The organism is Hippea maritima DSM 10411 (assembly GCF_000194135.1).
GTDB lineage: Bacteria > Campylobacterota_A > Desulfurellia > Desulfurellales > Hippeaceae > Hippea > Hippea maritima.
Genome location: NC_015318.1, coordinates 280,210 through 303,931 on the forward strand (window position 1 = coordinate 280,210; position 23,722 = coordinate 303,931).

Sequence of the window (23,722 nt, forward strand, 5' to 3'; positions counted from 1 at the left end):
GAGAGATAAGGCATGAGTGTAAATTTGGAAGGTTTTCTGATAGTTGTTTCTTTAATTGCCAGTGCGTTTTTCTCGTCTTCTGAGACTGCTTTGACATCTTTAAGCCCACTCAAAGTGTCTCAAATTGTTCAAGGAGGCGGTAAAAACGCGAAATACTTTTCTTTATGGTTAAACCATCCGAACAAAATGTTAAATACAATTCTTATTGGTAACAATGTAGTTAATATATTTGCTTCTGTTTTGGCAGGTGATTTGGCTATGAAATTATCCGGATCCTCTCAACTTGCCGCAACTACTGCAATTATGACTGTTTTAATACTATTTTTCGGTGAGATAACACCAAAAACCTTTGCAAAGCACAATGCGGAGAGATTTGCTGAAGTTTCTATAAAGATTTTGGCTTTTTTGTACTATCTGTTCTATCCATTTACATATCTTATCAATATATTTGCAACGGGTGTAATAAAGGTTGTAGGTGGTGAAGTGGGTAAAGAAAAGCCTTTGATAACTGAAGAAGAGCTTGAATTTATGATAAATGTTAGTGAGAAAGAGGGGATCCTGGAAAATCAAACACGCGAGATGATGCACAATATTATAGATATAAAGGAGATCTCAGTAAAAGAGATAATGGTTCCGAGAACTGAGATGGTTTGTGTGGATGTGGAGAGTTCTATAGATACGCTACTAAACTTGATTGAGGAGTATGAGTATTCGCGTATTCCTGCATATGATGGAACATTGGATAACATAGTGGGTATAGTTTACATTAAAGATTTAATTAAAAAGGCAAAAGAGAAGGATATCCACTCAATAAGTATTAAAGAGGTATTAAGGGGCGCTATGTTTGTGCCTGAAACCAAACACATATACGATTTGTTTAAGGAGTTTCAGGCCAAACATATACATGTTGCAATTGTGATTGATGAATATGGTGGTGTTGCAGGCCTTGTGACTATGGAGGATATATTAGAGGAAATTGTGGGAGATATAAGGGATGAGTATGATGAAAGGGAAGAGGATGAATTTGTAAAATTGGATAGCGGGGTATATATTGTTGATGCAGGAATGGATCTTGACGATTTCTGCGAAAAATTGAATATAAACAAGGAAAGCTACATGGAGGAGTATGAAACTGTAGCGGGGCTTGTTTATGATTTAGCTGACAGGATTCCCAATGAGGGTGATGAATTTGAGCTGGAAGGCAAGTACAAGATAAAGGTGTTAAAGATTAGTGGTAAAAAAATAGAAAAGGTAGAGGTGAGAAGAATTGAAAAATAATAAACTTATAGCACCATCGCTTTTATCGTGCGATTTTACACATTTAGCTGATGAAATTATGGCTGTTGAGAATGCCGGATGCGATATGCTGCATTTAGATATAATGGATGGCCATTTTGTTCCCAATATGACCTTCGGGCCGTTTATTGTTTCTCAAATTAAAAGGGTGTCTAAAGTTCCTCTGGATGTACATCTGATGATAGAGGCACCGGATATGTGGCTTGAAAGATATGTTGAGGCGGGTGCTGATTATCTGTGCGTGCATCAGGAATCTGTGGTGCATTTGAATAGGGTTGTAAATAGAATTACTGAACTTGGAGCAAAACCTGCTGTGGCATTGAATCCAGCTACGCCCCCTCAGGTGCTTGAGTATGTGCTTGAGTTTGTGGATATGGTGCTTGTTATGAGCGTTAACCCCGGTTTTGGTGGTCAGAAATACATATCAAACATAATAAAGAAAGTGGAATGGCTAGCCAGATTTAGAGAGGAGAACGGACTTAATTTTCTCATTGAGGTTGATGGTGGCATAAACAGGACGAATATTGGCATGCTTTCAAAAAAGGGTGTTGATGTGTTTGTGGCTGGTAGTGCTATATTTTCAAGCGATGATTACAAAAAAACGATAGAAGAGTTTAGGGAGCTTTTATGATAAGTGTTGTTGTACCTGTTTATAACGAAAAGGAAAATGTAGGGCTTTTGTATGAAAAAATAAAGGATGTAATGATAAAAAACGGTTATGATCATGAGATAATTTTTGTGGATGATGGCTCAAATGATGGAACATTTGAGGAACTTAAAAAGATAACTGATAAAGATAAACAGTTTAAGGTTATACGTTTCAGAAGAAATTTTGGCCAGACAGCTGCAATGGCTGCTGGATTTGATTACGCTCATGGCGAGATTATTGTAAGTATGGATGGGGATCTTCAAAACGATCCGGAGGATATACCAAAACTTATAGAAAAGCTTGATAAGGGTTATGATGTTGTAAGCGGTTGGAGAAAGAATAGACAGGATGAGCCTAAAAGGGTTTTTCTTTCAAAAGTTGCTAACAAACTCATAAGTAAGATAACAAAGGTAGAGCTTCATGATTACGGGTGCTCTTTGAAAGCCTACAGATCTTGTGTTGCCAAAAATTTGCATATGTACGGGGAGATGCACAGGTTTATTCCGGCTTTAGCAAATATCTACGGTGCAAGCATAACTGAGGTTGAGGTTAATCATCACCCCAGAAAGTTTGGCAGAAGTAAATATAACCTCTCTCGGACCTTCAGAGTCATTGTTGATTTAATACTGGTTTATTTTATGCAGAAATTTATGACACGCCCTATACATTTTTTCGGAATTGCCGGTTTTTTCATGTTCTTTTTGGGTTTTCTAATAGATGGATATTTGGCTGTTCAAAAGATATTCTTTGGTGTTTCTTTAAGTAATAGGCCTTTACTGCTTTTGGGCGTTTTACTCATATTGACAGGTATAAATCTGGTAGGCATAGGGATAATAAGCGAAATATTGACTCGAATATACTACGAAAGCCAAAACAAAAAGATATATAACATAAGAACAATTCTGAATGACGATAACGAAAAATCCGCTTAAGGCTATAGTTTTAGGTTTTTTTGCTGTTATAGTATTGGGGTGCGTGCTTCTTTTACTTCCGTTTTCCTCAAAAAACGGTACATCTTTGGTTGATGCACTGTTTACTTCAACTTCGGCGGTATGTGTGACAGGTCTTATAACACTGCCTATGAGTCATTTTACCCTTTTTGGCCAAATTGTGATCTTGGCACTTATTCAAGTTGGTGGTTTTGGATATATGAGTATGACTTCCTTTGTCATGATAGCCTTTAAAAGGAAGCTCACTTATAAGGATAAACTTTTGTTAAAAGAGGCGTTAAATTATCCAGAGATGCATTCAATAACTTCTTTTTTTAAGAGGATAATGTTTTTTGGTATTTTTTGTGAGCTTGTTGGGGCTATTATCTTAATGTTTGCTTTTGCGCCTAAAATGGGGCTTGAAAAGGGGCTTTATTATGCCGTTTTTCATTCAATAAGCGCCTTCAATAATGCCGGTTTTTCTCTTTTTGCCGACTCGTTGGTGGGTTATAAATACAATGTAGTGGTTAATTTTACTATCATGTCTTTGATTGTTTTGGGTGGTATTGGGTTTATCGTGATTGATGAACTGTTTCTGTATAAAAAGGGCAAGATAAGCTATTTGTCCTTGCATACAAAGGCTGTCTTGAGTTTTACTGCAGCTTTGATAATAGGTGGTGCATTATTGATATTTTTGCTTGAAAGAAATGGTATATTAGCACACCACAGTTTTTTAAAAGATGCGCTTGTTAGTTTCTTTCAGAGTATAACCACAAGAACTGCAGGTTTTAATACTATAGATTTAAGTTATATGCACAACTCTACCATCTTTCTGTTTGTTATTCTGATGTTTATTGGTGCATCACCAGGCGGTACAGGTGGCGGAATTAAAACAACTACGGCATTTGTGGTTTTGAAGGCTATCTATTCATATATCAGGGGAGAGAAAGACGTGAATGCCTTCAAAAGAAGAGTTTCGGATGAGGTGGTGTATAAGTCGTTTGTTGTATTATCACTTTCATTTATAGTTGTTTCTCTTTCGTCTTTTATTCTTAGCGATATAGAAAATGTGAATTTCTTAAAGGTTTTGTTTGAATCGGTTTCGGCTATCTCTACGGTTGGGTTGTCCATAGGCAATACCAATGTAAGCTTATCCGGCTCTTTTGATGATTTGGGTAAATTGATTATAATTGTGTTGATGTTTGTAGGAAGGGTGGGGTTGTTTAGTTTTTCTGTTGCCCTCTTTAGAAGAAAGTCAACCAAACACTACAGGTTGGCAGAGGGGAGAATTTTTGTATGAGTGAGTTGTTTTGTATTATAGGTTTAGGTAGATTTGGTCGAAGTGTAGCAGAAAGGCTTTACGAACTAGGGAAAGAGCTTATATGCATAGATAACGATGAGGAAAAAGTAAAAGATATGGCTCAAAAGATAGATAATGTTTATCAGGCAGATTGTACGGATGAGGTAGCTCTAAAGCAGATAGGCGTAAATAATGCAACTACGGTTGTTGTTTCCGTTGGCAATAACATAGAGACAAGCGTTCTGGCCGTTGCTATATTGCACGGTTTTGGTATTGAGGATATATATGCAAAGGCCACAAGCCCTCTGCACGGTAGGGTTTTGGCAAAGGTGGGTGCCAGAAGGGTTATATTTCCGGAGAAGGAAAAAGGAGTTGATTTGGCGAACCACTTAGCTGGCCTTGATGTGATTGAGGCTTTGGATTCAACGGGCAGATATTTATTAGCAAAGATAAAAGCTCCAGAGATGTTTTTTAACAAAAGCATCATAGAGCTTGATGTTAGAAAAAAATTTGGTCTAAATATAATAGGTATAGAGAGGGAGAAGCGGGTTAACATAAACCCCTTACCAAACGATATAATACTAAAAAACGATATATTGATCGTTGTTGCTAAAAAAGAAGATATAGAGAGGTTGAAGGAATAATGGAATTTGGATTAAAATGGTTGGCTTTTGAGATAACTCCACGCTGTAATCTCAATTGTATTCATTGTAGAACATCTGCATCGATGAATTTAGAAGATAGATTAAGCTTTGAGGATATAACAAACATCATAGAGGAGATATCAGAACAGTTTAAGCCCGTTGTTGTTTTAACCGGCGGTGAGCCACTCCTAAGGGAGGATGTATTTGATATAGCCGATTTTATACATTCAAAAGGTATGAGAGTGGGACTTGCAACAAACGGGACGCTGATTGATGAAGGTTTGGCTTTAAAGATTAAAAAACACATAGATATAGTGTCTTTGAGTTTGGATGGTTCAACCGCTGAAGTGCATGATGATTTTAGGAAGGTTAAAGGAGCCTTCGATGCCACAGTTAGGGCTGCAAATATCTTAAGGGAAACGAGTGTTGAATTTATAATCAATTCATCATTTACTAAGCGCAATCAAAGTGACATAGAAAATACATACAGGTTAGCTAAATTTTTGGGTGCAAAGGCCTGGTATATGTTTATGATAGTACCCACAGGCAGGGCGGAAGAGATAAGAGAGGAACTAATAGACAAGGAGAATTATAAAGAAATATTAAAATGGCATTTTCAAATGGAATTGAATGAAAAGGATATATTGGTAAGGCCCACCTGTGCACCTGAGTACTATGCGCTTGTGGATATTGAAAGCAAAAGTAAGGGGATCGGTTTTAAAAGAAGGACGCTTAAATTTTCAACCGGTGGTGCAAAGGGTTGTGTTGCAGGCCAGTTAATAGCTTTTATAGGTTTTGATGGCAGGGTTAAACCGTGTAGCTATTTTTTGAGGGATGCGGGTAATGTGTTGGAAGATGGGTTTCTGAATATCTGGTACAACTCCGATATTTTCAAGAAGTTAAGGGATTTCTCATCATATAATAAAAAATGTGCAAGCTGCAGGTATATAAATGTATGCGGTGGTTGTAGGGCGCGAGCCGATGCCTATTTTGGTGATTATTTGGCTATAGACCCTTACTGTTTTGTGGAGGGTGGTGTTTATGAAGGTGAATGATTTTGGAATACTTGAAGAAAGGATAAAAAACGCAGAGAGTTGCCTGTTTTTAACCAGTGCCGGTATGAGTGCAGATAGTGGCATACCTACATTCAGGGATAAAGAAGGTTATTGGCGTAACTTTCCCGTTTTTAAAAGATTAGGGCTTAATGCCATAGATCTTGCAAACCCGTACAGTTTTGAGGTTAGGCCTCAATATGCTTGGGCATTTTATGAGTGGCGCAGGCGCAACGCACACCAGAATAAACCCCACCTGGGATATCATATAATAAATAGACTAATAAAAGAGGTATTCAAAAAATCCTTTGTCCATACGACAAATACGGATGGTTATCATATTATTTCAGGGCTTGAGGAATCGCTTGTGTATGAGGTTCATGGTTCTATGTGGCGACTTCAATGCATGAGGGGTTATTCATGTGAATACAAGGTGAAAGAAAATAGGGATGTGCCTCTGTGCGATTTAGACTATGAAACCATGATAGCGTCCAACCTACCTAAATGCCCACACTGTGGAGAGCTTTTGCGACCCAACATATTGATGTTTGGTGATTGGGGCTATGTGGAGAACGAATATCAGATAAGAAATTACAATACTTTTGTTGATGATGTGGGTGTTCCGGATTTGATATTTCTTATAGGCTCTTCTTCAGCCGTACCAACAAACGATTATCTGGCTATTAGGTTTCAGTCCAAAGGTTCTTTTGTAATCACAATTAACCCTGATCTTTCATCAACAGCCGTATGCAAACCTGATCTGTTCATTCAAAAGAAGGCAAAGGAGTCGTTTGAGATAATTCAAAGAATGATATTTGGATAAACTGACGGTTTTATTAAATTATAGTTCTGTTTCTGCCGCTTTGCTTTGCGAGGTACATCTTTTTGTCTGAGTTATTAACGAGTTCTTCAAATGTTTCCGGGCAGTCCTCCATTGAGGATGCACCTATGCTGACCGTGCACCTTATTTCCATTCCGTCTACAAAAATTGGTGTTGCGGCGATGTGGTTTCTTATCCTTTCAGCCAATATGAAGGCGCTTTCCTTTGTTGTGTTCGGCAGGATGATGACGAACTCTTCACCGCCGTAGCGAATGGGTATATCCGATGATCTTATGTGGTTTTTTATCTCATGGGCCACGTGTTTTAACACCAGATCGCCGAGCTTGTGTCCGTATTTGTCGTTTATGTTTTTAAAGTGGTCTATGTCTATCATCAAAACGGATAGCGGGTGAGAGTAACGTTTTGTTTTCTTAAACTCTATTTCAGCTAATAGGTTCATGTACCGCCTGTTGAATAGACCTGTTAGGGGGTCCCTTACTGCTTCTTCGTGCAGTTGGATAATCTTATTTTTTTGTGCAATATTCCTTTCTTTCAGTTAAGATTGCCATTGAGATTGGTATTTCAAATTTAGATAGTATTTCCAAGTCCTTATAAACGTTAAAATCATCGGGATTGAAGATTATGAAGCATACGCCGTAAAACCTTCCATCTTTGTCTTTTATGGGGAATGTGTACGACGGATCTTCTATACCAAAAATCGTATGGAGCTGTGAGGGTTTAAAGAATATGGCGCCGTTTTTTATGTAGCTTGAGGCTTCTATCATTTGTTTTAATTTATTTTCATCTTTTAGAGATGCGATTGCCGTTTTCTTTGAGCTTAGCTCTAAAATCCCTGTTTCCTCAATATCCATAACAAATGCTTTAATAGAGTCGATGTTGTAAAACTGTCTTAGGTTATCTAAGAATTTATCTATTATTTTGTAGAAGCGCTCTTGGTATGCTATGATTTGTATTATCTCTTCTAAGACGTCGTTCAATTTGGATAATTTAATGACATCCCGTGTATTTGTGAATTTTCCAAATAGACCACATTCCAGTTTTTTCATTTTCTCTATAATTGGCTTTATGAACTCTTTTTTTATAATGGAACCGTGCTGAGGTGCAATTAGTTCTATATCGAATTTTTCTATATTCGATAAACCGTTTCTCAGTATTGAATTGCTTGGCATGTAGTGCTCATGGAACGGCTTAAGTTTTTCAAAGTAATCTTCGGAGTTTTTTGCAAATAGTTCAAATTCTGGCGTGAATCCGCCAAATATGTCGCTTGAAAATAGAACCTTTGTTTCGGTGTCGTATGTACAGATGGCTCCGGGGAAATGCATGTAGGGGGTAAAGATGAACTTCAAAAGCCTATCTCCCGCCTTTAGCTTCCATCCATTTTCCTCTACTTCGTATAGCTTTGCATCCCAATCACAATGCTTGAGCAAAGCCCATGCGCGCCAATGCGTTATAATGTATCTTTCTGCTTTGCCTGTATCTTTTATCAGTTGGTCTATGCAGCCGATTATATCAGGGTCTTGGTGGTGGCAAATTAGGTATTTGATATCCTTTAGTTTTACGAGCTGTTCGATCTTTTTCTTTGTAATATCGTATGTTATGCGCGAACCGGGGTCTATCAGAATAGATTCATCCCCGTTTCTGATCAAATATACATGGCATTGAAATTGATCTTGTGGTATAACAGCGCCAACCCAGAAGATCCCTTCTGCTATCTCTACAGGTTCGTTAAGATTCATCTTCCCTTCTTTTTTCCGTTTCTCTCCAGAGTGAGTCTAAGTCGTATTCTTTTCTTTTTTGTTCCGTAAACAGATGTATAACAACATCAAAACAATCTATCAGCGTCCATCCGCCATCTGCCGTTTCCTCAATATGATGGATGTCGATGCCGGATTTTTTTATCTCGTCAAATATCGCATAAACCTGCTTATTTGAACTTACCGTGCCTATAATGAAGAAATCAAATAGAGCCGACTTCATCCTTAGATCATAAACCGTTATATCCTCTACCTTTTTATCTTCCAAAATCTTCAGTAATTTTTCCTTCACCTGTACAACCCCTTTTCTTTAATGAATTTTTCAACTTTCTCCGGCAGTAAATACCTGATACACTCACCCTGTTTGATCTTATTTCTTATTATACTTGATGATACATCAAAAGCAGGTGGCGTGTAAATGTAAACCGTGTTTTTTTCAGCCTTATACTCACCCTTTTTCTCCACCCTTTTGAAATCCACTATATCGGAGTATTTTTCAAGTATCGCACTTGTGTTATATTCAGGTCTCTTTATCAGTATGAATGTTATCGCCCCAACAAGCTCTTTGTGGTTTTTCCAGCTATCCAGCTGATAAAAGGCATCTGTTCCTACGATGAAAAACAACTCGTCATTTAAATGGTCTTTTCTAAACTCATAAACGGTTTCTATGGTATAATTAACATCCTTTTTGTCTATTTCAAGCCTTGAGACCTCAAAAAAATCCATACCCTCTGTGGCCAGTTTTACCATTTGGTATCTCTGCTGGGGCGTTGTTTGTTCAACCCTCTTATGCGGCGGGTTGCCAGCAGGCATAAACACCACCTTATTCAGAAGGAAGGTTTCATAAACGCTTATAGCACCCCTTAGGTGCCCTATGTGTATCGGATTGAAAGAGCCGCCAAATATAGCTATTCTCACTCTCTTATCTGTCCATTTCCCCTGATTTTGTATTTGTATGTTGTTAGCTCATCAAGACCTACAGGCCCTCTTGCATGCAGTTTATTGGTGCTTATGCCTATCTCTGCCCCAAATCCAAACACGCCACCATCTGTGAAGCGTGTCGATGCGTTTACATAAACACAAGCAGCGTCAACCTCATCTAAGAAGCGTTCGGCGTTTGTGTGGTTTTCTGTTATTATGGTTTCGGAATGGTGTGAACCGTATCTGTTTATATGCTCTATTGCCTCGTCTATGCTATCCACGATCTTTATTGAGAGTATCAAGTCTAAATACTCTGTATGCCAGTCATCTTCTTCTGCTAACTTTATATCTGGCAGTATCTTCAATGTTTCACTGCATCCTCTTAGCTCAACACCCGCACTATCCATCAACTCCTTAAATTTAACCAAAAACTCTTGCGCTATGTTTTTATGAACCAGAAGTGTCTCCAAGGCGTTGCAAACGCCCGGTCTTTGCACCTTGGCGTTGTATGTTATAGAAAGTGCCTTCTCTAAATCTGCAGATTCATCAACATAACCGTGGCATAAACCCTTATCGTGTTTTATCACAGGCATTGTGGCATTTTCGCTGACAAATCTGATCAATCCCTCGCCGCCCCTTGGCACAATAGCATCGATGTATTTATCCAACTTAAGCATGTATAACACTGCGTCTCTGTCTGTTTCATCTATGAAGTTTACAACATTTTCGTTGATGTTGTGGCTTGATAAAGCCTCTTTTATTAGCCCCACCAATAGCCTGTTTGAGTTTATCGCCTCCTTACCACCTTTTAGTATAGCACCGTTTGATGATTTTAAGCACAGAATGGAGGCATCAACCGTTACATTGGGTCTTGATTCATAGATTATGCCAAGACACCCTATCGGGACTTTAACCCGTTCTATGTTTAACCCGTTTTCAAGTCTCCACCCATCGATTACCTTACCCACAGGGCTTTTTAGCTTTATAACGGTTTCAACAGCCTCTATCATGCCATCGATCCTTTTGTCGTTTAAAAGCAATCTGTCGATGAGAGAGGCTTTCAAGTTTATCTTTTTGGCGTTTTTTATGTCTATTTCGTTGATTTCTTTTATCTTGTGTCTGTTTTTGTCTATTAGTTCTGCAAGTTTCTCCAATGCGGCGTTTATCCTATCCTCTGTGAGTTTTGCCAGGCTCTGGCTTGCTGTTTTTGTGTTATGGGCGAGTTGCTCTATCCTTTCTTTTAATGACATTCTTTATTCCTCCGAATGGTATTTTGTTAGCGCCATGTTGTCTATGTGAACTACATCGTTTGAGTATTTGTATCCCAATATGTTTACGATCTCGTTTGAGTGCTGCTGCTTTATCCTTTCTATCTCGCTTGAGTCGTAATTTGTTATACCCTTTGCCACAAGGTCGCCTTCCTCGTTTTCTATGTTGATCACATCACCCCTGCCAAATCCGCCATAGACCTTTTTTATGCCGCTTGGCAAGAGGCTTTTGTTGTTTAATATGTTTTTCTCTGCCCCTTCGTCTATAACCACCACACCTGCAGGCATGCAGTTTATGATCCACGATTTCTTTGAGTTGATTGTATGTGTTTTGGGTATGAAGTATGAGAACCTAAACTCGCTATCATTGAATAGCTGTTTTATGGCATTGGGGGTTTTGCCGTTTATTATGCAGGCAAGTTTTCCCAATTTGGCTGCGTTGAGGCCTGCCTCTATCTTTGTTTTTATGCCTCCACTACCAAGAAGGCTTTTGCCGTTGTCTTCAAAGTTTACCGTCTCATCTATTGCTTCAATGAATTGGGCTTTGGAATCCTGCGGGTTTTTTGTGTATAGCCCATCTATGGTGCTTAGTATCACAAGAGCATCCGCCTCAATGAGGTTTAGTATGTGGTATGATAGGTTGTCGTTGTCTCCAAACCTCAACTCCTTTATGACAACCGTGTCGTTTTCGTTTATTATTGGCAGTATATCCCATTTTAGCAAGGTAAGGAGCGTGTTTTTGGCGTTTATGAACCTGCGCCTGTTTTGTATATCATCAACCGTAATCAGAATTTGTGATGTTTTTATGCCAAATCCTTCAAATAGCTCTTTGTATATGTTTATCAGTTCTGGCTGACCCAAAGAGGCAAGCGCCTGAAGGTTCACTATGTTGTCTGGGCGTTTTTTTACCCCCATTATACCCATTCCACTTGCTACAGCCCCGCTGGACACAATGAGGATCTGTTTTTTTCTGTTTTTTAGATTTGCTATGTCTTCAACGATGGATTTTAGGGTGTTTTTATCGACAGAGCCGTTGTTTGATATGACCCCGCTGCCTATTTTGATTACTATGCGCCTGGCTTGATTTAGCCTTTCTCTAAATTCTCGCTTATCCATTTCAATAAAGGTTTTAAGCCTTCCTTTTTTAAAGCGCTTATGAGAAATACTTTCTTTGAAAATAATCCTTTATATAATTTTTCATCGATTTTATCAAACAGATCTATCTTGTTCAGGGCTATAGCCCTTTTCCTTTTTAGAAGTTCGGGATTGTATTCTTTGAGTTCTTTTAAGAGCTTTTCATATTTTTCTTTCGGTTCGTCTGTAATATCCAAAACAAACAGCAAAATAGCCGTTCTTTCTATATGTTTCAGAAACCTCAAACCGAGCCCTTTGCCCTTGTGTGCACCTTCTATGATGCCCGGAATATCGGCGATTATAAAATCCTTATCATCGAAAAACACATAACCTAAGTGTGGTTGAAGTGTGGTAAATGGATAGTTTGCTATCTCTGGTTTTGCATCAGAAACAGCCCTGATCAGGGATGATTTGCCTGCATTTGGAAATCCAACAAGGCCAACATCGGCTAAAAGCTTTAGCTCTAAAACTATATCCTTCTCCTCACCCGGCTTACCAGGTTTTGCAACACGAGGTGCCCTGTTTGTTGGACTTGCAAATGCGGCATTGCCCTTTCCACCCTTGCCGCCTTTTGCAATGACAACGGTTTGGCCATCTTGATTTAGATCTGCAATTATATTGTCTTCTTCATCCTTAACTATAGTGCCAACTGGAACAGTAATGATTAGGTCTTTGCCACTTCTTCCTGTTTTGTTGTTTGAGCCACCCGGCTGGCCGTTCTCTGCTGTGAAGCGTTTTTTAAAACGAAAAGACCTCAAAGTGTTTTCGTCCTTTGAGGCCTTGAGTATTACATCGCCCCCTCTGCCGCCATCTCCACCGTCAGGACCACCCTTGGGGACATACTTTTCTCGTCTAAAGCTTACAATCCCTCTGCCGCCATCCCCTGCCTTTACATGGATTCTGGCATAGTCGATAAACATTTACGGATAAACGCTGACAAACTTTTTACCAAGCTTTTCTTCGAATTTCACTGTACCTGCAACTAAAGCAAAAAGTGTATCGTCCTTACCTTTGCCTGTATTTTTACCAGGGTGCCACTTGGTTCCCCTCTGGCGAACCAGTATTTCACCAGCTTTTACCATCTGCCCATCAGCTCTTTTTACGCCTAAGCGTTTACCTATACTATCCCTTCCGTTTTTGGTGCTTCCAAGACCTTTCTTGTGAGCCATTTATATTCCCCCTATGATACTATCTTTGTGATTTTTACCTCTGTGAAATACTGCCTATGCCCCTTTTTTCTTTTATATCCTTTTCTTCTTTTGAATTTAAACACTATAACCTTTTTAGCTTTTGCTGTTCTTATAACCTTGGCTTCTACTTTTGCATTTTCAACATAAGGAGCACCAACCTTATCTCCAACCATCAAAACCTTGTCAAAGGATATCTCGCTTTTGTCCTCTACTGGTAGTTTTTCTACCTTGATGATGTCTCCCTCTTTTACTATGTATTGCTTTCCACCGGTCTCTATAACTGCAAACATCGCTAACACCCCTTCTTTCCCTTCAAATTTAGCCTTAAGCTAATACAAAATTTACCATCTTTTGTCAAATTTTTAGTGCTTGTGCATCAAATAAAGAGCTAAAGATAGTGCGAGGATACACAAAGCAAAGTAAAGCATGTGCATGGGGCTGTCAAAGTGCATATGAAGCATTCTTTTAAAGAAGCTGACAATTAGCACCATGACAACGACTTTGCCTATTTTATCCTTTAGTTCATCTAAAGAGTGAATTGACAAAATTCTCTTTCCTACTTTGGTATCTTCTGCATCATCTATGTCACTTACGAATAACTCATAAAGTCCAAACGAAAAGATCAGCATAACAACGGCTATTAGGTATAGATCCACTGCACCTATTACCTGACTTATTAGTCTACTGTGAAACTCTTCCTCTTCTGTGTAATGGCCAGCAAAAAAACCAATTGTATCCTTTGCTGTGTGCCATATGTCAAAGCTTGCCGCGATGAACATTATGAAGGCACCGATCATACCAAATATTACAGCTGTTACAACTATGAGCCTGCTCTTCCACAGCAGCCTTTCAAAGACTATTTCCAATTTGCTTCTTTTGTCCATCGGTGATAATTTAACATACATGTTGGTCTTGTGTCTATTTTTTAAACGAGGAGGGGTGTATGGAAAGAATCAGGGAGACAGATAAGAGACTGTTTGGGGAGTATGCAGTTTTGTATGCGGGGTTTTCCAAGCAGGAAAGACAAAGGCTTATAGAGTTTTCTCGCTCCCATTCCAAGAACCTTAAGGTTTTGTTTTCCTGTTTGGGTGATACAGATAGGGTTGTTGAGGATATATTTAGGGGTGATGATGGCAGGTGTTTGGATGAAAATACGGATTATCCAAAAACTGTCATAATGAGCGGTTTTTCAGAAAAAGAGCTGCTTGAGTTTTTAAAGAAATTCAAGGGTTTGGATATACCTGTTCAGCTTGTGGCTGTATTGACCGAAACATCCAAAGATTGGCTGTTTAAGGATTTGATAGAGGAGTTAAAAAAAGAATCGGAGGAGATAAGAAAAAGAAAGGCTCAGTCCAACCATAAAAATCAAAGCTCTTGACAAAATATTGTTAAAATGATAACAACTTTTCGCAACTTTATGTGGGCGCATAGCTCAGGGGGAGAGCGCTTGCTTGACGCGCAAGAGGTCAGTGGTTCGAAACCACTTGCGCCCACCATTTTTATTTTGAGGAAGAAAAAGTGGAATTAAAAAAAGGCACAAATCTATTAGAGTATGTTAAGAAGAATAAGCTAAAGGATATTATTGCTGCTAAGATAGAGGGTAAGGTTGTTGATTTGGATACAACGCTTGATAGCGATAAGAATATTGAGTTTATAACAATCAACTCCAAAGAAGGTCTTGAGATATTGAGGCATTCTGCAGCCCACATCATGGCTCAGGCTGTTCAGCATGTGTTCGGAGAAGCCAAGTTTGCCATAGGTCCTGCTATTGAGAACGGATTTTATTACGATATGGATGTGGGCAGGACTATAACCGATGATGACCTTAAAAAGATAGAAAAAGAGATGAAAAAGATTGTGGGAGCGAATTATAAGTTCTCCCGCAAGGAGCTTCCAAAAGAGGAAGCTGTAAAGATATTCCAGGACAAAGGCGATGAATACAAGGTTGAGATACTTAAAGATCTGGATGAGGATGTTGTAAGTCTTTATACGCAGGGTGATTTTACAGATCTTTGTAGGGGTCCTCATATACCATCGACAGGGTATCTGAAACACTTTAAACTCTTAAATGTGGCTGGGGCCTATTTTAAGGGTGATGAAGCCAGGCCTATGCTGCAGCGCATCTATGGTGCTGCTTTTGCAACGAAGGAGGAGTTGGACAGGTATCTTAAGTTTCTTGAGGAGGTCAAAAAGAGGGATCATAGAAAGTTAGGCAAACAGTTAGACCTTTTCAGCATAAACGACGAGGTTGGTCCTGGACTTATTATCTGGCATCCCAAGGGTGCTATGCTCAGATATTTAATTGAGGAGTTTGAAAGAAAAGAGCACCTAAAGAGGGGTTATGAGTTTGTAAAAGGCCCTGAGATCTTAAGAACCCAGCTGTGGAAAAGAAGCGGGCATTTTGATCATTATAGGGAAAATATGTATTTTACCGAAATAGATGACCAGAGTTTTGGCATAAAGCCTATGAACTGCCTGGGTCATATACAGGTTTATAAATCCAAAAAGAGGAGCTACAGGGAATTGCCCAAGCGCTATTTTGAGTTGGGCGTGGTGCATAGACATGAAAAAAGCGGTGTTTTACATGGTTTGTTAAGGGTAAGGGAGTTTACTCAGGATGATGCCCATATATTCTGCAGACCAGACCAGCTGAATGATGAGATAATAGGCGTTCTGAATTTTGTTCAAGATGTTATGGATATATTTGGTTTTGAATATGAGCTTGAGATTTCAACAAGGCCTGAAAACTCAATAGGAACAGACCAACAGTGGGAGTTGGCAACTAACGCCCTTATAAATGCACTGAAAAATACAGGTAGGGAATACGATATAAATGAAGGAGATGGGGCTTTTTATGGGCCTAAGATAGATGTAAAGCTTAAGGATGCGCTTGGCAGAAAGTGGCAGTGTGCTACGATTCAGTGTGATTTTACGCTTCCTGAGCGCTTTGATCTGACTTATGTGGATGAGGATGGCAAGGAGAAGCAACCTGTAATGGTTCACAGGGTTATATTGGGCTCAATAGAGCGATTCATTGCTATTCTAATAGAGAACTATGAAGGCGATTTTCCTGTTTGGATAGCGCCTGTTCAGGTTAGAGTTTTGCCTGTTTCTGAAAAACATGAAGCCTATGCTAAGGATGTATATCAAACGCTTAAGGATAGAGGTATAAGGGTTGAAATTGAAGAAAGAAATGAAACGCTTGGTAAGAAGATTAGATTTGCAGAAACCGACAAAGTGCCCTATGTTGTTGTAGTAGGTGATAAAGAGATTGAAGATAAGACTATTTCTGTTAGAAAGAGAAAAGAAGGCGATCTGGGCTGTATGAATATAGATGGATTCATTGAAAGATTACAAAAAGAAATAGATAGCAGGAGGTGATGCCATAAGAGGCGATTTTAGAAAGAAGGAACTTCCACCTATTAATGAGAATATTAAAGCTGATAAGGTTAGGCTTATAACCGAAACAGGCGAGCAGGTGGGCGTTGTTCCTTTAAGTGAGGCTTTAAGAAGGGCTGAGAATGCTGGATTGGATCTTGTTGTTGTGAGTCCCAACAGCAATCCAATTGTTTGCCGCATAATGGATTACGGCAAGTACAACTATGAGAAGCAAAAAAAGCAGCAGAAGAGTAAGAAATCTCAAAAGACTATTAAGGTTAAGGAGCTTAAGCTAAGGCCAAGGATAGCTGATAACGACTATCAGACCAAATTGAAAATGGCCAAAAGCTTTTTAGAGGATAAGAATAAGGTTAAATTTAACATTTTCTTGCGTGGCAGAGAGATGGATAAAAGGGAACTTGTTGAAGAGTTAATAGAAAGACTTAAATTGGATTTAGTTGAAGTTGGCAATATCGAGGGTAAACCTGATTATCAAGGCAGGAGAATAACCGTTTCTTTTGTGCCAAATAAATAGGAGGAAGAGATGAAGCTTAAAACAAGAAGAGCTGCGGCGAAGAGATTTTCTAAAACTGCAAACGGTCATTTTAAACATGCAAGGGCAGGCAAAAGCCATCTCTTGTTTGATAAAACCAGGAAAAGAAAAAGAAATCTAAAAAGGCCTAACTGCATAAAATCAGGTCAGGTTAAACACAACCTCAAAGAGTTGATGCCTTGGGGATAAAGGGAGGTAAAAGTTGAGAGTAAAAACAGGATTCAAGAGAAGAAGAAGACATAAAAAGATTTTAAAGCTCGCTAAGGGTTATTATCAGAGGAGACACTCGACCTATAAGAACGCAGAGGAGAGCGTAAGAAGGGCACTTGCTTATGCTTATAGGGATAGAAAGGTAAGAAAAAGGGAGTTTAGAAAACTCTGGATTACAAGAATAAATGCGGCTGTTAGAGAATACGGCTTGAGTTATAGTAAGTTTATGCACCTGTTAAAGGAGAAAAACATAGACTTAAACAGGAAGGTTTTAAGTCAAATGGCTATCTATGAACCGGAAGCTTTCAAAAACCTCATAGAGAGTGTTAAGGCTTCTTAAAAAAGAACCAAAGTGATTACCATAATGCGAAAAAGTGCTTATAATAAGCATTTTTTCGCATTTTTTAATTTTAAGGGGTGCTTATGGAACAGCTCAAAAAGGAGTTTGAACAGCTATTAAAGGATGTGGAAAATCAGGAACAGCTAAAACAACTAAAAGCCCAGTTTTTAGGCAAAAAGGGTAAGATAACGGCTTTTTTTAAGCAGCTAAAAGGTTTATCCGAGGAAGAGAAAAAAGAATTTGGCAAAAAAATAAATGAACTTAAGGAGTTTTGCGAAAGGCTTTTGGAGGATAAGTCTAAGGAGCTATTTGAAAGGGCAAAGCAAGAATCCCTAAAGAAAGAGGCTGTAGACATAACACTTCCTGCAAGGGGGGCAAACTTCGGTGCAATTCATCCTATAACAAAGACCATAATGGAGATTGAAGATATATTTAAGAGCCTTGGATTTGGTGTTGAAAGCGGTCCTGAGGTGGAGCTTGATTTGTTCAACTTTGAGATGCTTAATATACCCAAGGAACACCCGGCAAGGGATATGCAAGATACTTTCTATATAGATGACAACGTTGTTTTAAGAACACACACATCACCTACTCAGATTAGGGTGATGAAAAGGCAAAAACCTCCAGTTATGTTTATCTCGCCGGGTAGGGTCTATAGGCGAGATTCTGATTTGACCCATTCTCCTATGTTTCACCAGATTGAGGGTTTGCTTGTTGATAAAAATGTGAGATTTTCAGATTTAAAGGGTGTTCTGAGTGAATTCTTAAGGATGTTCTTCGGTGATGTTCCTGTTAGGTTTAGGCCAAGTTATTTCCCCTTTACTGAGCCATCAGCTGAGGTTGATATAGGATGTATTATTTGTAAAGGTAAAGGGTGCAGGGTCTGTTCTCATACTGGATACCTTGAGGTTTTAGGATGCGGCATGGTTCATCCCAATGTGCTTAAAAACTGCGGATACGATCCGGATGAATATGTAGGTTTTGCTTTTGGTTTGGGTATTGAGCGTTTTGCAATGCTTAAATATGGAATTGATAATATAAAACTATTCTTTGAAAATGATTTGAGATTTCTGGAGCAATTCTCGTATTCAAAAGGTAGGCTATTATGAGGATTTCTTATAGGTGGCTGAAGGAATTTGTTGATATAGATGTAAGCCCAAGGGAGCTTGCAGATAGGCTGACAATGGCCGGACTTGAGGTTGATAGTATAGATAGAATAGAGACATTTGGCAGCGTTGTAGGAGAGATTGTTGATGTAAGCTATACAGAAAAGCTTGCACTGTGCAAAGTGGATGTTGGCATAAAAACAATAAATGTAGCCACTGCTGATAAAAGCGTTGAGGTTGGTGAGAAGTTTGGTGTGGTTTTAGCTGGCTCTAATGTGGGTGATAAAAGAATAGAAAGAAGGTCGTTTGGCGATTTTGTTTCTGAGGGTATGTTTCTATCCGCAGAAGAACTTGGCCTTGAGGAATCATCCAGCAAGCTTTTTAGATTGGATAGAACCTTTGAAAACGGTAAGAAACTCTCTGACCTGGATGAGTTTGATGATAGCATCATTGAGATAGAGCTTACACCAAATAGGGCTGATGCCTTGAGTATGTTGGGTGTTGCCAGGGATGTTGCAGCCATTTTTAAAAAACGGGTCAGGTTTCCTGATGCTGAATTTATCACAATTGATAAAGAAATAGATGAGTTTATAGATGTTAAGATAGAGGATTATAAAAACTGCCCCAGATATACCCTTGCTTTGGCCGATGTTGAGGTAAAACCTGCACCGTTTTTCATGAGGATGAGGCTTTTGAAGTGCGGGGTTAGATCCATAAACAATATAGTTGATATTACAAACTATGTTCTTTTAGGGCTCGGCCAGCCCATGCATGCCTTTGATTTTAGTAAATTGAACGGCAATATTGTTGTTAGGCCAGCTAATAAGGGTGAGGGTATATTGGCTTTGGATGGCAAGGAGTATGAGCTTAAAGATGATATGCTTGTTATAGCTGACCAAAAGGGGCCTGTAGCTATAGCTGGTGTTATGGGTGGTGAACTTTCAAGTGTTTCTGATACTACCAAAACCATAGCCCTTGAGAGTGCATTCTTTAATCCAGTAAGTGTTAGACTTACAGCAAGAAGATTGAAATTCCATACAGAATCCTCTCATAGGTTTGAAAGGGGGGTTGACCCTAATCTAGCTTTGGATGCGAGCAAGTATGCCCTTGATTTGCTCTCAAGATATGCAAATGCAAAGGTATACAGGGGGTTCATAGATAGAAAAGAAGGAGAGTTTAAGAATAAAAGAATAAGCGTTAGCTTTGATGGTGTAAATAAACTTCTTGGCAGCAACTATTCATCAGATGAGATTGTAGATGTCTTGGTTGGTTTAAGCTTTGGTGTTGAGCAGACAAAAGAAGGCGTCGTTGAGGTTGATGTTCCTACCTACAGGTTTGATATAGAGGGGCAGGCTGATATAGCCGAAGAGGTTGCCAGAATTAAGGGTTATAATTCAATAACTGATACCATGCCTGTGGTTAATGTATACTTCAAACCTAAGGATAGGGTGGAGTTCTATGCCAATGAGTCTGTGAAAACATTGGCTGATATGGGTCTATTTGAGACAAAGAACTATTCCTTTGTGCATGATGAGAGGCTTAAGTTGTTTGATGGCAATGAGAATAGCTTTGTGTACCTCAAAAACCCATTAATAGATACCCAGAATGTTATGAGGACAAATCTGGCTGTTTCGCTTCTTGATGTGTTGGCGTTTAACATAAGCAAAGGTGCAAAAAGTGTTCCTGTTTTTGAGATAGGAAGGAGCTTCTTTAAGGATGGCGATTTCTGTAAGGAGTATATAAATGTTGGTTTTCTTCTGTGGGGATTGAGTCAATTCAGTATATATCAAAAGGGTAGAGTATTTGATTTCTATGATGCTAAGGCTGTTTGTGAGGCTGTAGCAGGGATCGTTGGTGTATCTTTTGACTATGAGAGGTCAAACAGGATGTTCCTGCATCCCGGCAGATCAGCAGAGCTTGTTGTGGATGGTAAAAGCTTAGGATATGTGGGTGAGCTGCACCCTGATCTCTATACTGCTTATGAGTTGAAGTTCGACAAAAAGGTGCGTGTTTTGATTGGTGAGATAAACCTAAGTAGGCTTGCTGAGATGAATGTGGGACATTTAATGTATGAGGGATTGCCAAAGCTGCCCACCGTTTGGAGGGATTTGGCTATAGTTGTTGATAGGGCTATAAGGTGGTCTGATATAGAAAGAGAGGTTAAAAACATCGAGGGTGTATATAGGGTGGCTCTATTTGATATTTATGACAAGCTTGAGGATGAAACCAAGGTAAGCTTGACTTTTAGGGTGGTTTTGAGAAATGATGAGAAGACATTTACCGAGGATGAAATAGAAAAGATAATGGGTAATGTTTATGCCAGATTAAAGGATAAATTCAATGCAAAGCTCAGGGGGGAATGATGGACTATAAAGATACGCTACTGTTGCCTAAAACAGATTTTCCTATGAAGGCCAATCTTATTCAAAAAGAGCCTGTTATGCTTAAAAAGTGGGATGAAATGGACATCTATCACAAGATTTTGGAGGATAGAAAATCCAGGCCGTCGTTTATTCTCCATGATGGACCCCCTTATGCAAACGGACATATACACATGGGGCACGTTTTAAATAAGGTGCTTAAGGATATAGTTGTTAAGTCAAAGACGATGATGGGATATTACTCCCCTTATGTGCCAGGATGGGATTGCCACGGTTTACCAATTGAACACAATATAGAAAAGGAGATCGGCAAGAACAAGAAAAACTCTATGCCCAAGTCAGAATTCAGGAGGATGTGCAGGGATTATGCCAAAAAGTATATAGACATTCAGAGGGAGGAGTTCAAGCGTTTAGGTGTATTTGGCGATTGGGATAATCCCTATCTGACGATGGATTTCAAATACGAGGCAGATACCCTCAGAGAGTTGGGTAAGTTCGTTGAAAAGGGGCTGGTTTATAAGGAGAAAAAACCGGTTTATTGGTGTTATTCCTGTAAAACCGCTTTGGCTTTGGCAGAGGTAGAATATCAGGACGATGAGAGTGAATCCATCTATGTTAGGTTTGGCTTTATAAGCGATTTGGGTAGTGAGGACAAAAGATTTTTGGGTAAGGCCGTAAGTGCAATCATCTGGACAACTACGCCATGGACTTTACCTGCCAACTTAGCCGTTGCGGTTAACCCAAATTTTGATTATGCATTTGTTCAGATAACCCCAAGGCATGTATACTTGGTTGCTGCTGATTTAGTAAAGGGTTTGATGGAGAAGTTTGAGATAAAAGAATATGAGATAATAAAGACCGTCAAGGGAGCAGAGCTTGAGGATTACATATTGGCCCATCCGTTTTACGATAGGGAGTCAAGGATTATACTTGGCGACCATGTTACTTTGGATGCTGGAACAGGGCTAGTTCATACAGCACCAGGTCATGGTGATGAAGACTATGTTATAGGAAAGAAATATCATTTGCCTATATATTCACCCGTTGATGATGACGGTAGGTTTTTGCCTGAGGTTGAATATTTTGCCGGCATGCATGTGCTTGAAGCGAATCCCAAGATAATAGAGTTGCTTAAGCAGAAGGAGATGTTGGTTAAACAGGAAAAGATAACACACTCCTATCCCCACTGTTGGAGATGTAAAAACCCTATAATCTTCCGTTCAACGGAACAGTGGTTTATCTCTATAGACAACCCCAAGGGTGAGCTGAGAAAGAAGGCTTTAGAGGCTATAGATAAAACCAAATGGATTCCATCATGGGGTAGAAATAGGATATACTCTATGATGGAAACCCGCCCCGATTGGTGTATATCACGACAGAGGGCTTGGGGTGTGCCTATAGCGCTGTTTAAATGCAAGAAGTGTGGTAGGGTTCAATACGATAAGTCTTTGATAGATAGGGTTGCAGATGAGATAGAAAAATACGGTGCTGATGTTTGGTTTGAGAAGGATGCTGACTATTTTCTGCCTGAGGGTTATACATGCCAATGTGGAAGCAGCGAGTTTGAGAAAGAGAACGATATATTAGATGTCTGGTTTGATTCAGGCGTTTCCCATGCTGCTGTTTTGGAAAGAAGAGAGGAATTAAGCTGGCCTGCAAGTATGTATCTTGAGGGAAGCGACCAGCATAGGGGTTGGTTTCACTCATCGTTGCTTGAGAGTGTTGGAACAAGGGATAGGGCTCCCTATGATGAGGTTTTAACGCACGGCTTTGTTGTTGACTCCAAGGGCAGGAAAATGAGTAAGTCTTTGGGTAATGTTATACAGCCTGAAAAAATTATAAAGAAATACGGGGCTGAGCTTTTGAGGCTTTGGGCCTCTGCAACCGATTATAGGGAGGATGTAAGGCTCTCGGATGAGATAATGAGGAGGCTGGTTGATAATTACAGAAAGATTAGAAACACAATTAGATTTTTACTTGGAAACCTAAACGATTTCGATGAATCAAAGGCACTCAAATACGATGAGCTTGAAGAGATAGATAAATGGGTATTGGCAGAGACTGAACATTTAAAGGAAAAGCTGCTAAAGGCCTATGAAGATTACGAGTATCATGTGATTTACAGGAATATGGCCAATTATTGCATATTGGTTCTTTCCAATTTTTATTTAGACGTACTGAAGGATAGGCTTTACTGTGAAGCTAAGGATTCAAAGAAGAGGCTGTCTGCCCAAACGGCTATGGACGAGATATTGAAGGTTATTGTTTTCTATATGGCTCCGATACTCTCCTTTACCGCAGAGGAGGCATACTCCTATATGAACGGTGCAAAACCGTCTGTTCATATGGAGGAATTTGTAAAGCCAAACGATGCCTATAGAAATGAGGCTCTTATAGAGAAGTGGAGTAATTTGAGAAAGTTAAAGGCAGCAACAGATAAAGCTTTGGAGCTTGCAAGGAGTGAAAAGCTTATAGGTAATTCCTTAGAAGCTAAGGTTGTTGTTGACATAAAATCGGACAAAATGAGAGAGGTTATAGAGGGTTTCTCTAAGGATGATCTGGCCGATATTTGCATAGTTTCGCAGTTTGACTTTGGTAGCCTTGACGAATATCTAAAGAAGTATTATGATGATGAGGCTGGTATTGATGTATATGTTGTAAAAGCCGAAGGTGAGAAGTGTGATAGATGTTGGAAGTATAGCCCTACGGTTGGAGATAATCCTGCGGGTGAGAAAGTATGTGCAAGGTGTTACGGGGTTGTTAGACGGGGTTAGGT

General features: G+C 39.3%; 25 protein-coding genes and 1 tRNA gene. 16 read left to right on the top strand and 10 right to left on the bottom strand.

All coding sequences use genetic code 11. The features are described 5' to 3' along the window. Positions 1-12: 12 nt before the first annotated feature. From HIPMA_RS01435 to HIPMA_RS01465, 7 genes are read left to right on the top strand one after another with little or no spacing between them, the layout of a single operon-like run. Positions 13-1,278 carry a hemolysin family protein gene (locus HIPMA_RS01435; protein ID WP_013681298.1) on the top strand — a complete coding sequence of 422 codons (1,266 nt, stop codon included), beginning with the start codon at positions 13-15 and terminating at the stop codon, positions 1,276-1,278. Beyond that, positions 1,268-1,927, top strand: coding sequence for a ribulose-phosphate 3-epimerase (gene rpe, locus HIPMA_RS01440; protein WP_013681299.1), 660 nt, complete (start codon positions 1,268-1,270; stop codon positions 1,925-1,927). The genes HIPMA_RS01435 and rpe overlap by 11 nt, the downstream gene beginning before the upstream one ends. Further along, a complete protein-coding gene (locus tag HIPMA_RS01445; RefSeq protein WP_013681300.1) occupies positions 1,924-2,877 on the top strand; it encodes a glycosyltransferase family 2 protein in 954 nt (317 codons plus the stop codon). Before rpe ends, HIPMA_RS01445 begins: the two co-directional genes overlap by 4 nt. After that, positions 2,852-4,174: a TrkH family potassium uptake protein gene (locus HIPMA_RS01450; RefSeq protein WP_013681301.1), complete on the top strand. Its 1,323-nt coding sequence runs from the start codon at positions 2,852-2,854 to the stop codon at positions 4,172-4,174. The genes HIPMA_RS01445 and HIPMA_RS01450 overlap by 26 nt, the downstream gene beginning before the upstream one ends. Next, positions 4,171-4,818, top strand: coding sequence for a potassium channel family protein (locus tag HIPMA_RS01455; protein WP_013681302.1), 648 nt, complete (start codon positions 4,171-4,173; stop codon positions 4,816-4,818). Before HIPMA_RS01450 ends, HIPMA_RS01455 begins: the two co-directional genes overlap by 4 nt. Next, positions 4,818-5,873 carry a radical SAM/SPASM domain-containing protein gene (locus HIPMA_RS01460; protein WP_013681303.1) on the top strand — a complete coding sequence of 352 codons (1,056 nt, stop codon included), beginning with the start codon at positions 4,818-4,820 and terminating at the stop codon, positions 5,871-5,873. The genes HIPMA_RS01455 and HIPMA_RS01460 overlap by 1 nt, the downstream gene beginning before the upstream one ends. Next, positions 5,860-6,693: an SIR2 family NAD-dependent protein deacylase gene (locus HIPMA_RS01465; protein WP_013681304.1), complete on the top strand. Its 834-nt coding sequence runs from the start codon at positions 5,860-5,862 to the stop codon at positions 6,691-6,693. Before HIPMA_RS01460 ends, HIPMA_RS01465 begins: the two co-directional genes overlap by 14 nt. 13 nt (positions 6,694-6,706) lie before the next feature. Here the strand turns inward: HIPMA_RS01465 and HIPMA_RS01470 are convergent, their stop codons facing one another. From HIPMA_RS01470 to HIPMA_RS01515, 10 genes are all read right to left on the bottom strand, one after another. Beyond that, on the bottom strand, positions 6,707-7,246 hold the full coding sequence (locus HIPMA_RS01470) for a diguanylate cyclase (protein ID WP_083809733.1): 540 nt from the start codon (positions 7,244-7,246) through the stop codon (positions 6,707-6,709). Then, entirely contained in the window at positions 7,215-8,447 is a 1,233-nt protein-coding gene (locus tag HIPMA_RS08990) for an oxygen-binding di-iron domain-containing protein (RefSeq protein ID WP_013681306.1), read from the bottom strand. The genes HIPMA_RS01470 and HIPMA_RS08990 overlap by 32 nt, the downstream gene beginning before the upstream one ends. Next, positions 8,437-8,757, bottom strand: a complete 321-nt coding sequence (rsfS, locus tag HIPMA_RS01480) for a ribosome silencing factor (protein ID WP_013681307.1) — start codon at positions 8,755-8,757, stop codon at positions 8,437-8,439. The genes HIPMA_RS08990 and rsfS overlap by 11 nt, the downstream gene beginning before the upstream one ends. Next, positions 8,754-9,383 carry a nicotinate-nucleotide adenylyltransferase gene (gene nadD, locus HIPMA_RS01485; protein ID WP_013681308.1) on the bottom strand — a complete coding sequence of 210 codons (630 nt, stop codon included), beginning with the start codon at positions 9,381-9,383 and terminating at the stop codon, positions 8,754-8,756. Before nadD ends, rsfS begins: the two co-directional genes overlap by 4 nt. After that, positions 9,380-10,636, bottom strand: a complete 1,257-nt coding sequence (locus HIPMA_RS01490) for a glutamate-5-semialdehyde dehydrogenase (RefSeq protein ID WP_013681309.1) — start codon at positions 10,634-10,636, stop codon at positions 9,380-9,382. Before HIPMA_RS01490 ends, nadD begins: the two co-directional genes overlap by 4 nt. Positions 10,637-10,639: 3 nt before the next feature. Next, the gene (proB, locus tag HIPMA_RS01495; protein ID WP_013681310.1) at positions 10,640-11,770 is read right to left on the bottom strand and encodes a glutamate 5-kinase; all 1,131 of its coding nucleotides are present in this window, start codon (positions 11,768-11,770) and stop codon (positions 10,640-10,642) included. Beyond that, positions 11,740-12,708 (bottom strand): GTPase ObgE, encoded by a 969-nt coding sequence (gene obgE, locus HIPMA_RS01500; RefSeq protein WP_013681311.1) that lies wholly within the window; start codon positions 12,706-12,708, stop codon positions 11,740-11,742. The genes proB and obgE overlap by 31 nt, the downstream gene beginning before the upstream one ends. After that, positions 12,709-12,957, bottom strand: coding sequence for a 50S ribosomal protein L27 (gene rpmA, locus HIPMA_RS01505; RefSeq protein ID WP_013681312.1), 249 nt, complete (start codon positions 12,955-12,957; stop codon positions 12,709-12,711). It lies immediately after the preceding gene. An 11-nt stretch (positions 12,958-12,968) separates the two neighbouring features. Continuing rightward, entirely contained in the window at positions 12,969-13,268 is a 300-nt protein-coding gene (rplU, locus tag HIPMA_RS01510; RefSeq protein ID WP_013681313.1) for a 50S ribosomal protein L21, read from the bottom strand. A 72-nt stretch (positions 13,269-13,340) separates the two neighbouring features. Then, entirely contained in the window at positions 13,341-13,862 is a 522-nt protein-coding gene (locus tag HIPMA_RS01515; RefSeq protein ID WP_013681314.1) for a YqhA family protein, read from the bottom strand. 59 nt (positions 13,863-13,921) lie between these two features. On the opposite strand from HIPMA_RS01515, the gene HIPMA_RS01520 reads away from it, so the two are divergent. The 9 genes from HIPMA_RS01520 to ileS all read left to right on the top strand — a co-directional run bounded on the left by HIPMA_RS01520 (position 13,922) and on the right by ileS (position 23,720). Further along, positions 13,922-14,356, top strand: a complete 435-nt coding sequence (locus HIPMA_RS01520) for a DUF3783 domain-containing protein (protein WP_013681315.1) — start codon at positions 13,922-13,924, stop codon at positions 14,354-14,356. A gap of 43 nt (positions 14,357-14,399) precedes the next feature. Then, positions 14,400-14,474 (top strand) — tRNA-Val (locus HIPMA_RS01525). A gap of 22 nt (positions 14,475-14,496) precedes the next feature. Further along, positions 14,497-16,359, top strand: a complete 1,863-nt coding sequence (thrS, locus tag HIPMA_RS01530; protein WP_013681316.1) for a threonine--tRNA ligase — start codon at positions 14,497-14,499, stop codon at positions 16,357-16,359. Between the two features lie 40 nt (positions 16,360-16,399). Further along, positions 16,400-16,891: a translation initiation factor IF-3 gene (infC, locus tag HIPMA_RS01535; protein WP_148226547.1), complete on the top strand. Its 492-nt coding sequence runs from the start codon at positions 16,400-16,402 to the stop codon at positions 16,889-16,891. A 9-nt stretch (positions 16,892-16,900) separates the two neighbouring features. Continuing rightward, positions 16,901-17,098: a 50S ribosomal protein L35 gene (gene rpmI / locus HIPMA_RS01540; protein ID WP_013681318.1), complete on the top strand. Its 198-nt coding sequence runs from the start codon at positions 16,901-16,903 to the stop codon at positions 17,096-17,098. A 13-nt stretch (positions 17,099-17,111) separates the two neighbouring features. Then, positions 17,112-17,459, top strand: coding sequence for a 50S ribosomal protein L20 (gene rplT, locus HIPMA_RS01545; protein WP_013681319.1), 348 nt, complete (start codon positions 17,112-17,114; stop codon positions 17,457-17,459). An 83-nt stretch (positions 17,460-17,542) separates the two neighbouring features. Then, on the top strand, positions 17,543-18,568 hold the full coding sequence (pheS, locus tag HIPMA_RS01550) for a phenylalanine--tRNA ligase subunit alpha (RefSeq protein WP_013681320.1): 1,026 nt from the start codon (positions 17,543-17,545) through the stop codon (positions 18,566-18,568). Continuing rightward, a complete protein-coding gene (gene pheT / locus HIPMA_RS01555) occupies positions 18,565-20,928 on the top strand; it encodes a phenylalanine--tRNA ligase subunit beta (protein WP_013681321.1) in 2,364 nt (787 codons plus the stop codon). The genes pheS and pheT overlap by 4 nt, the downstream gene beginning before the upstream one ends. Continuing rightward, positions 20,928-23,720 (top strand): isoleucine--tRNA ligase, encoded by a 2,793-nt coding sequence (ileS, locus tag HIPMA_RS01560; protein WP_013681322.1) that lies wholly within the window; start codon positions 20,928-20,930, stop codon positions 23,718-23,720. The genes pheT and ileS overlap by 1 nt, the downstream gene beginning before the upstream one ends. Positions 23,721-23,722: the final 2 nt, after the last annotated feature.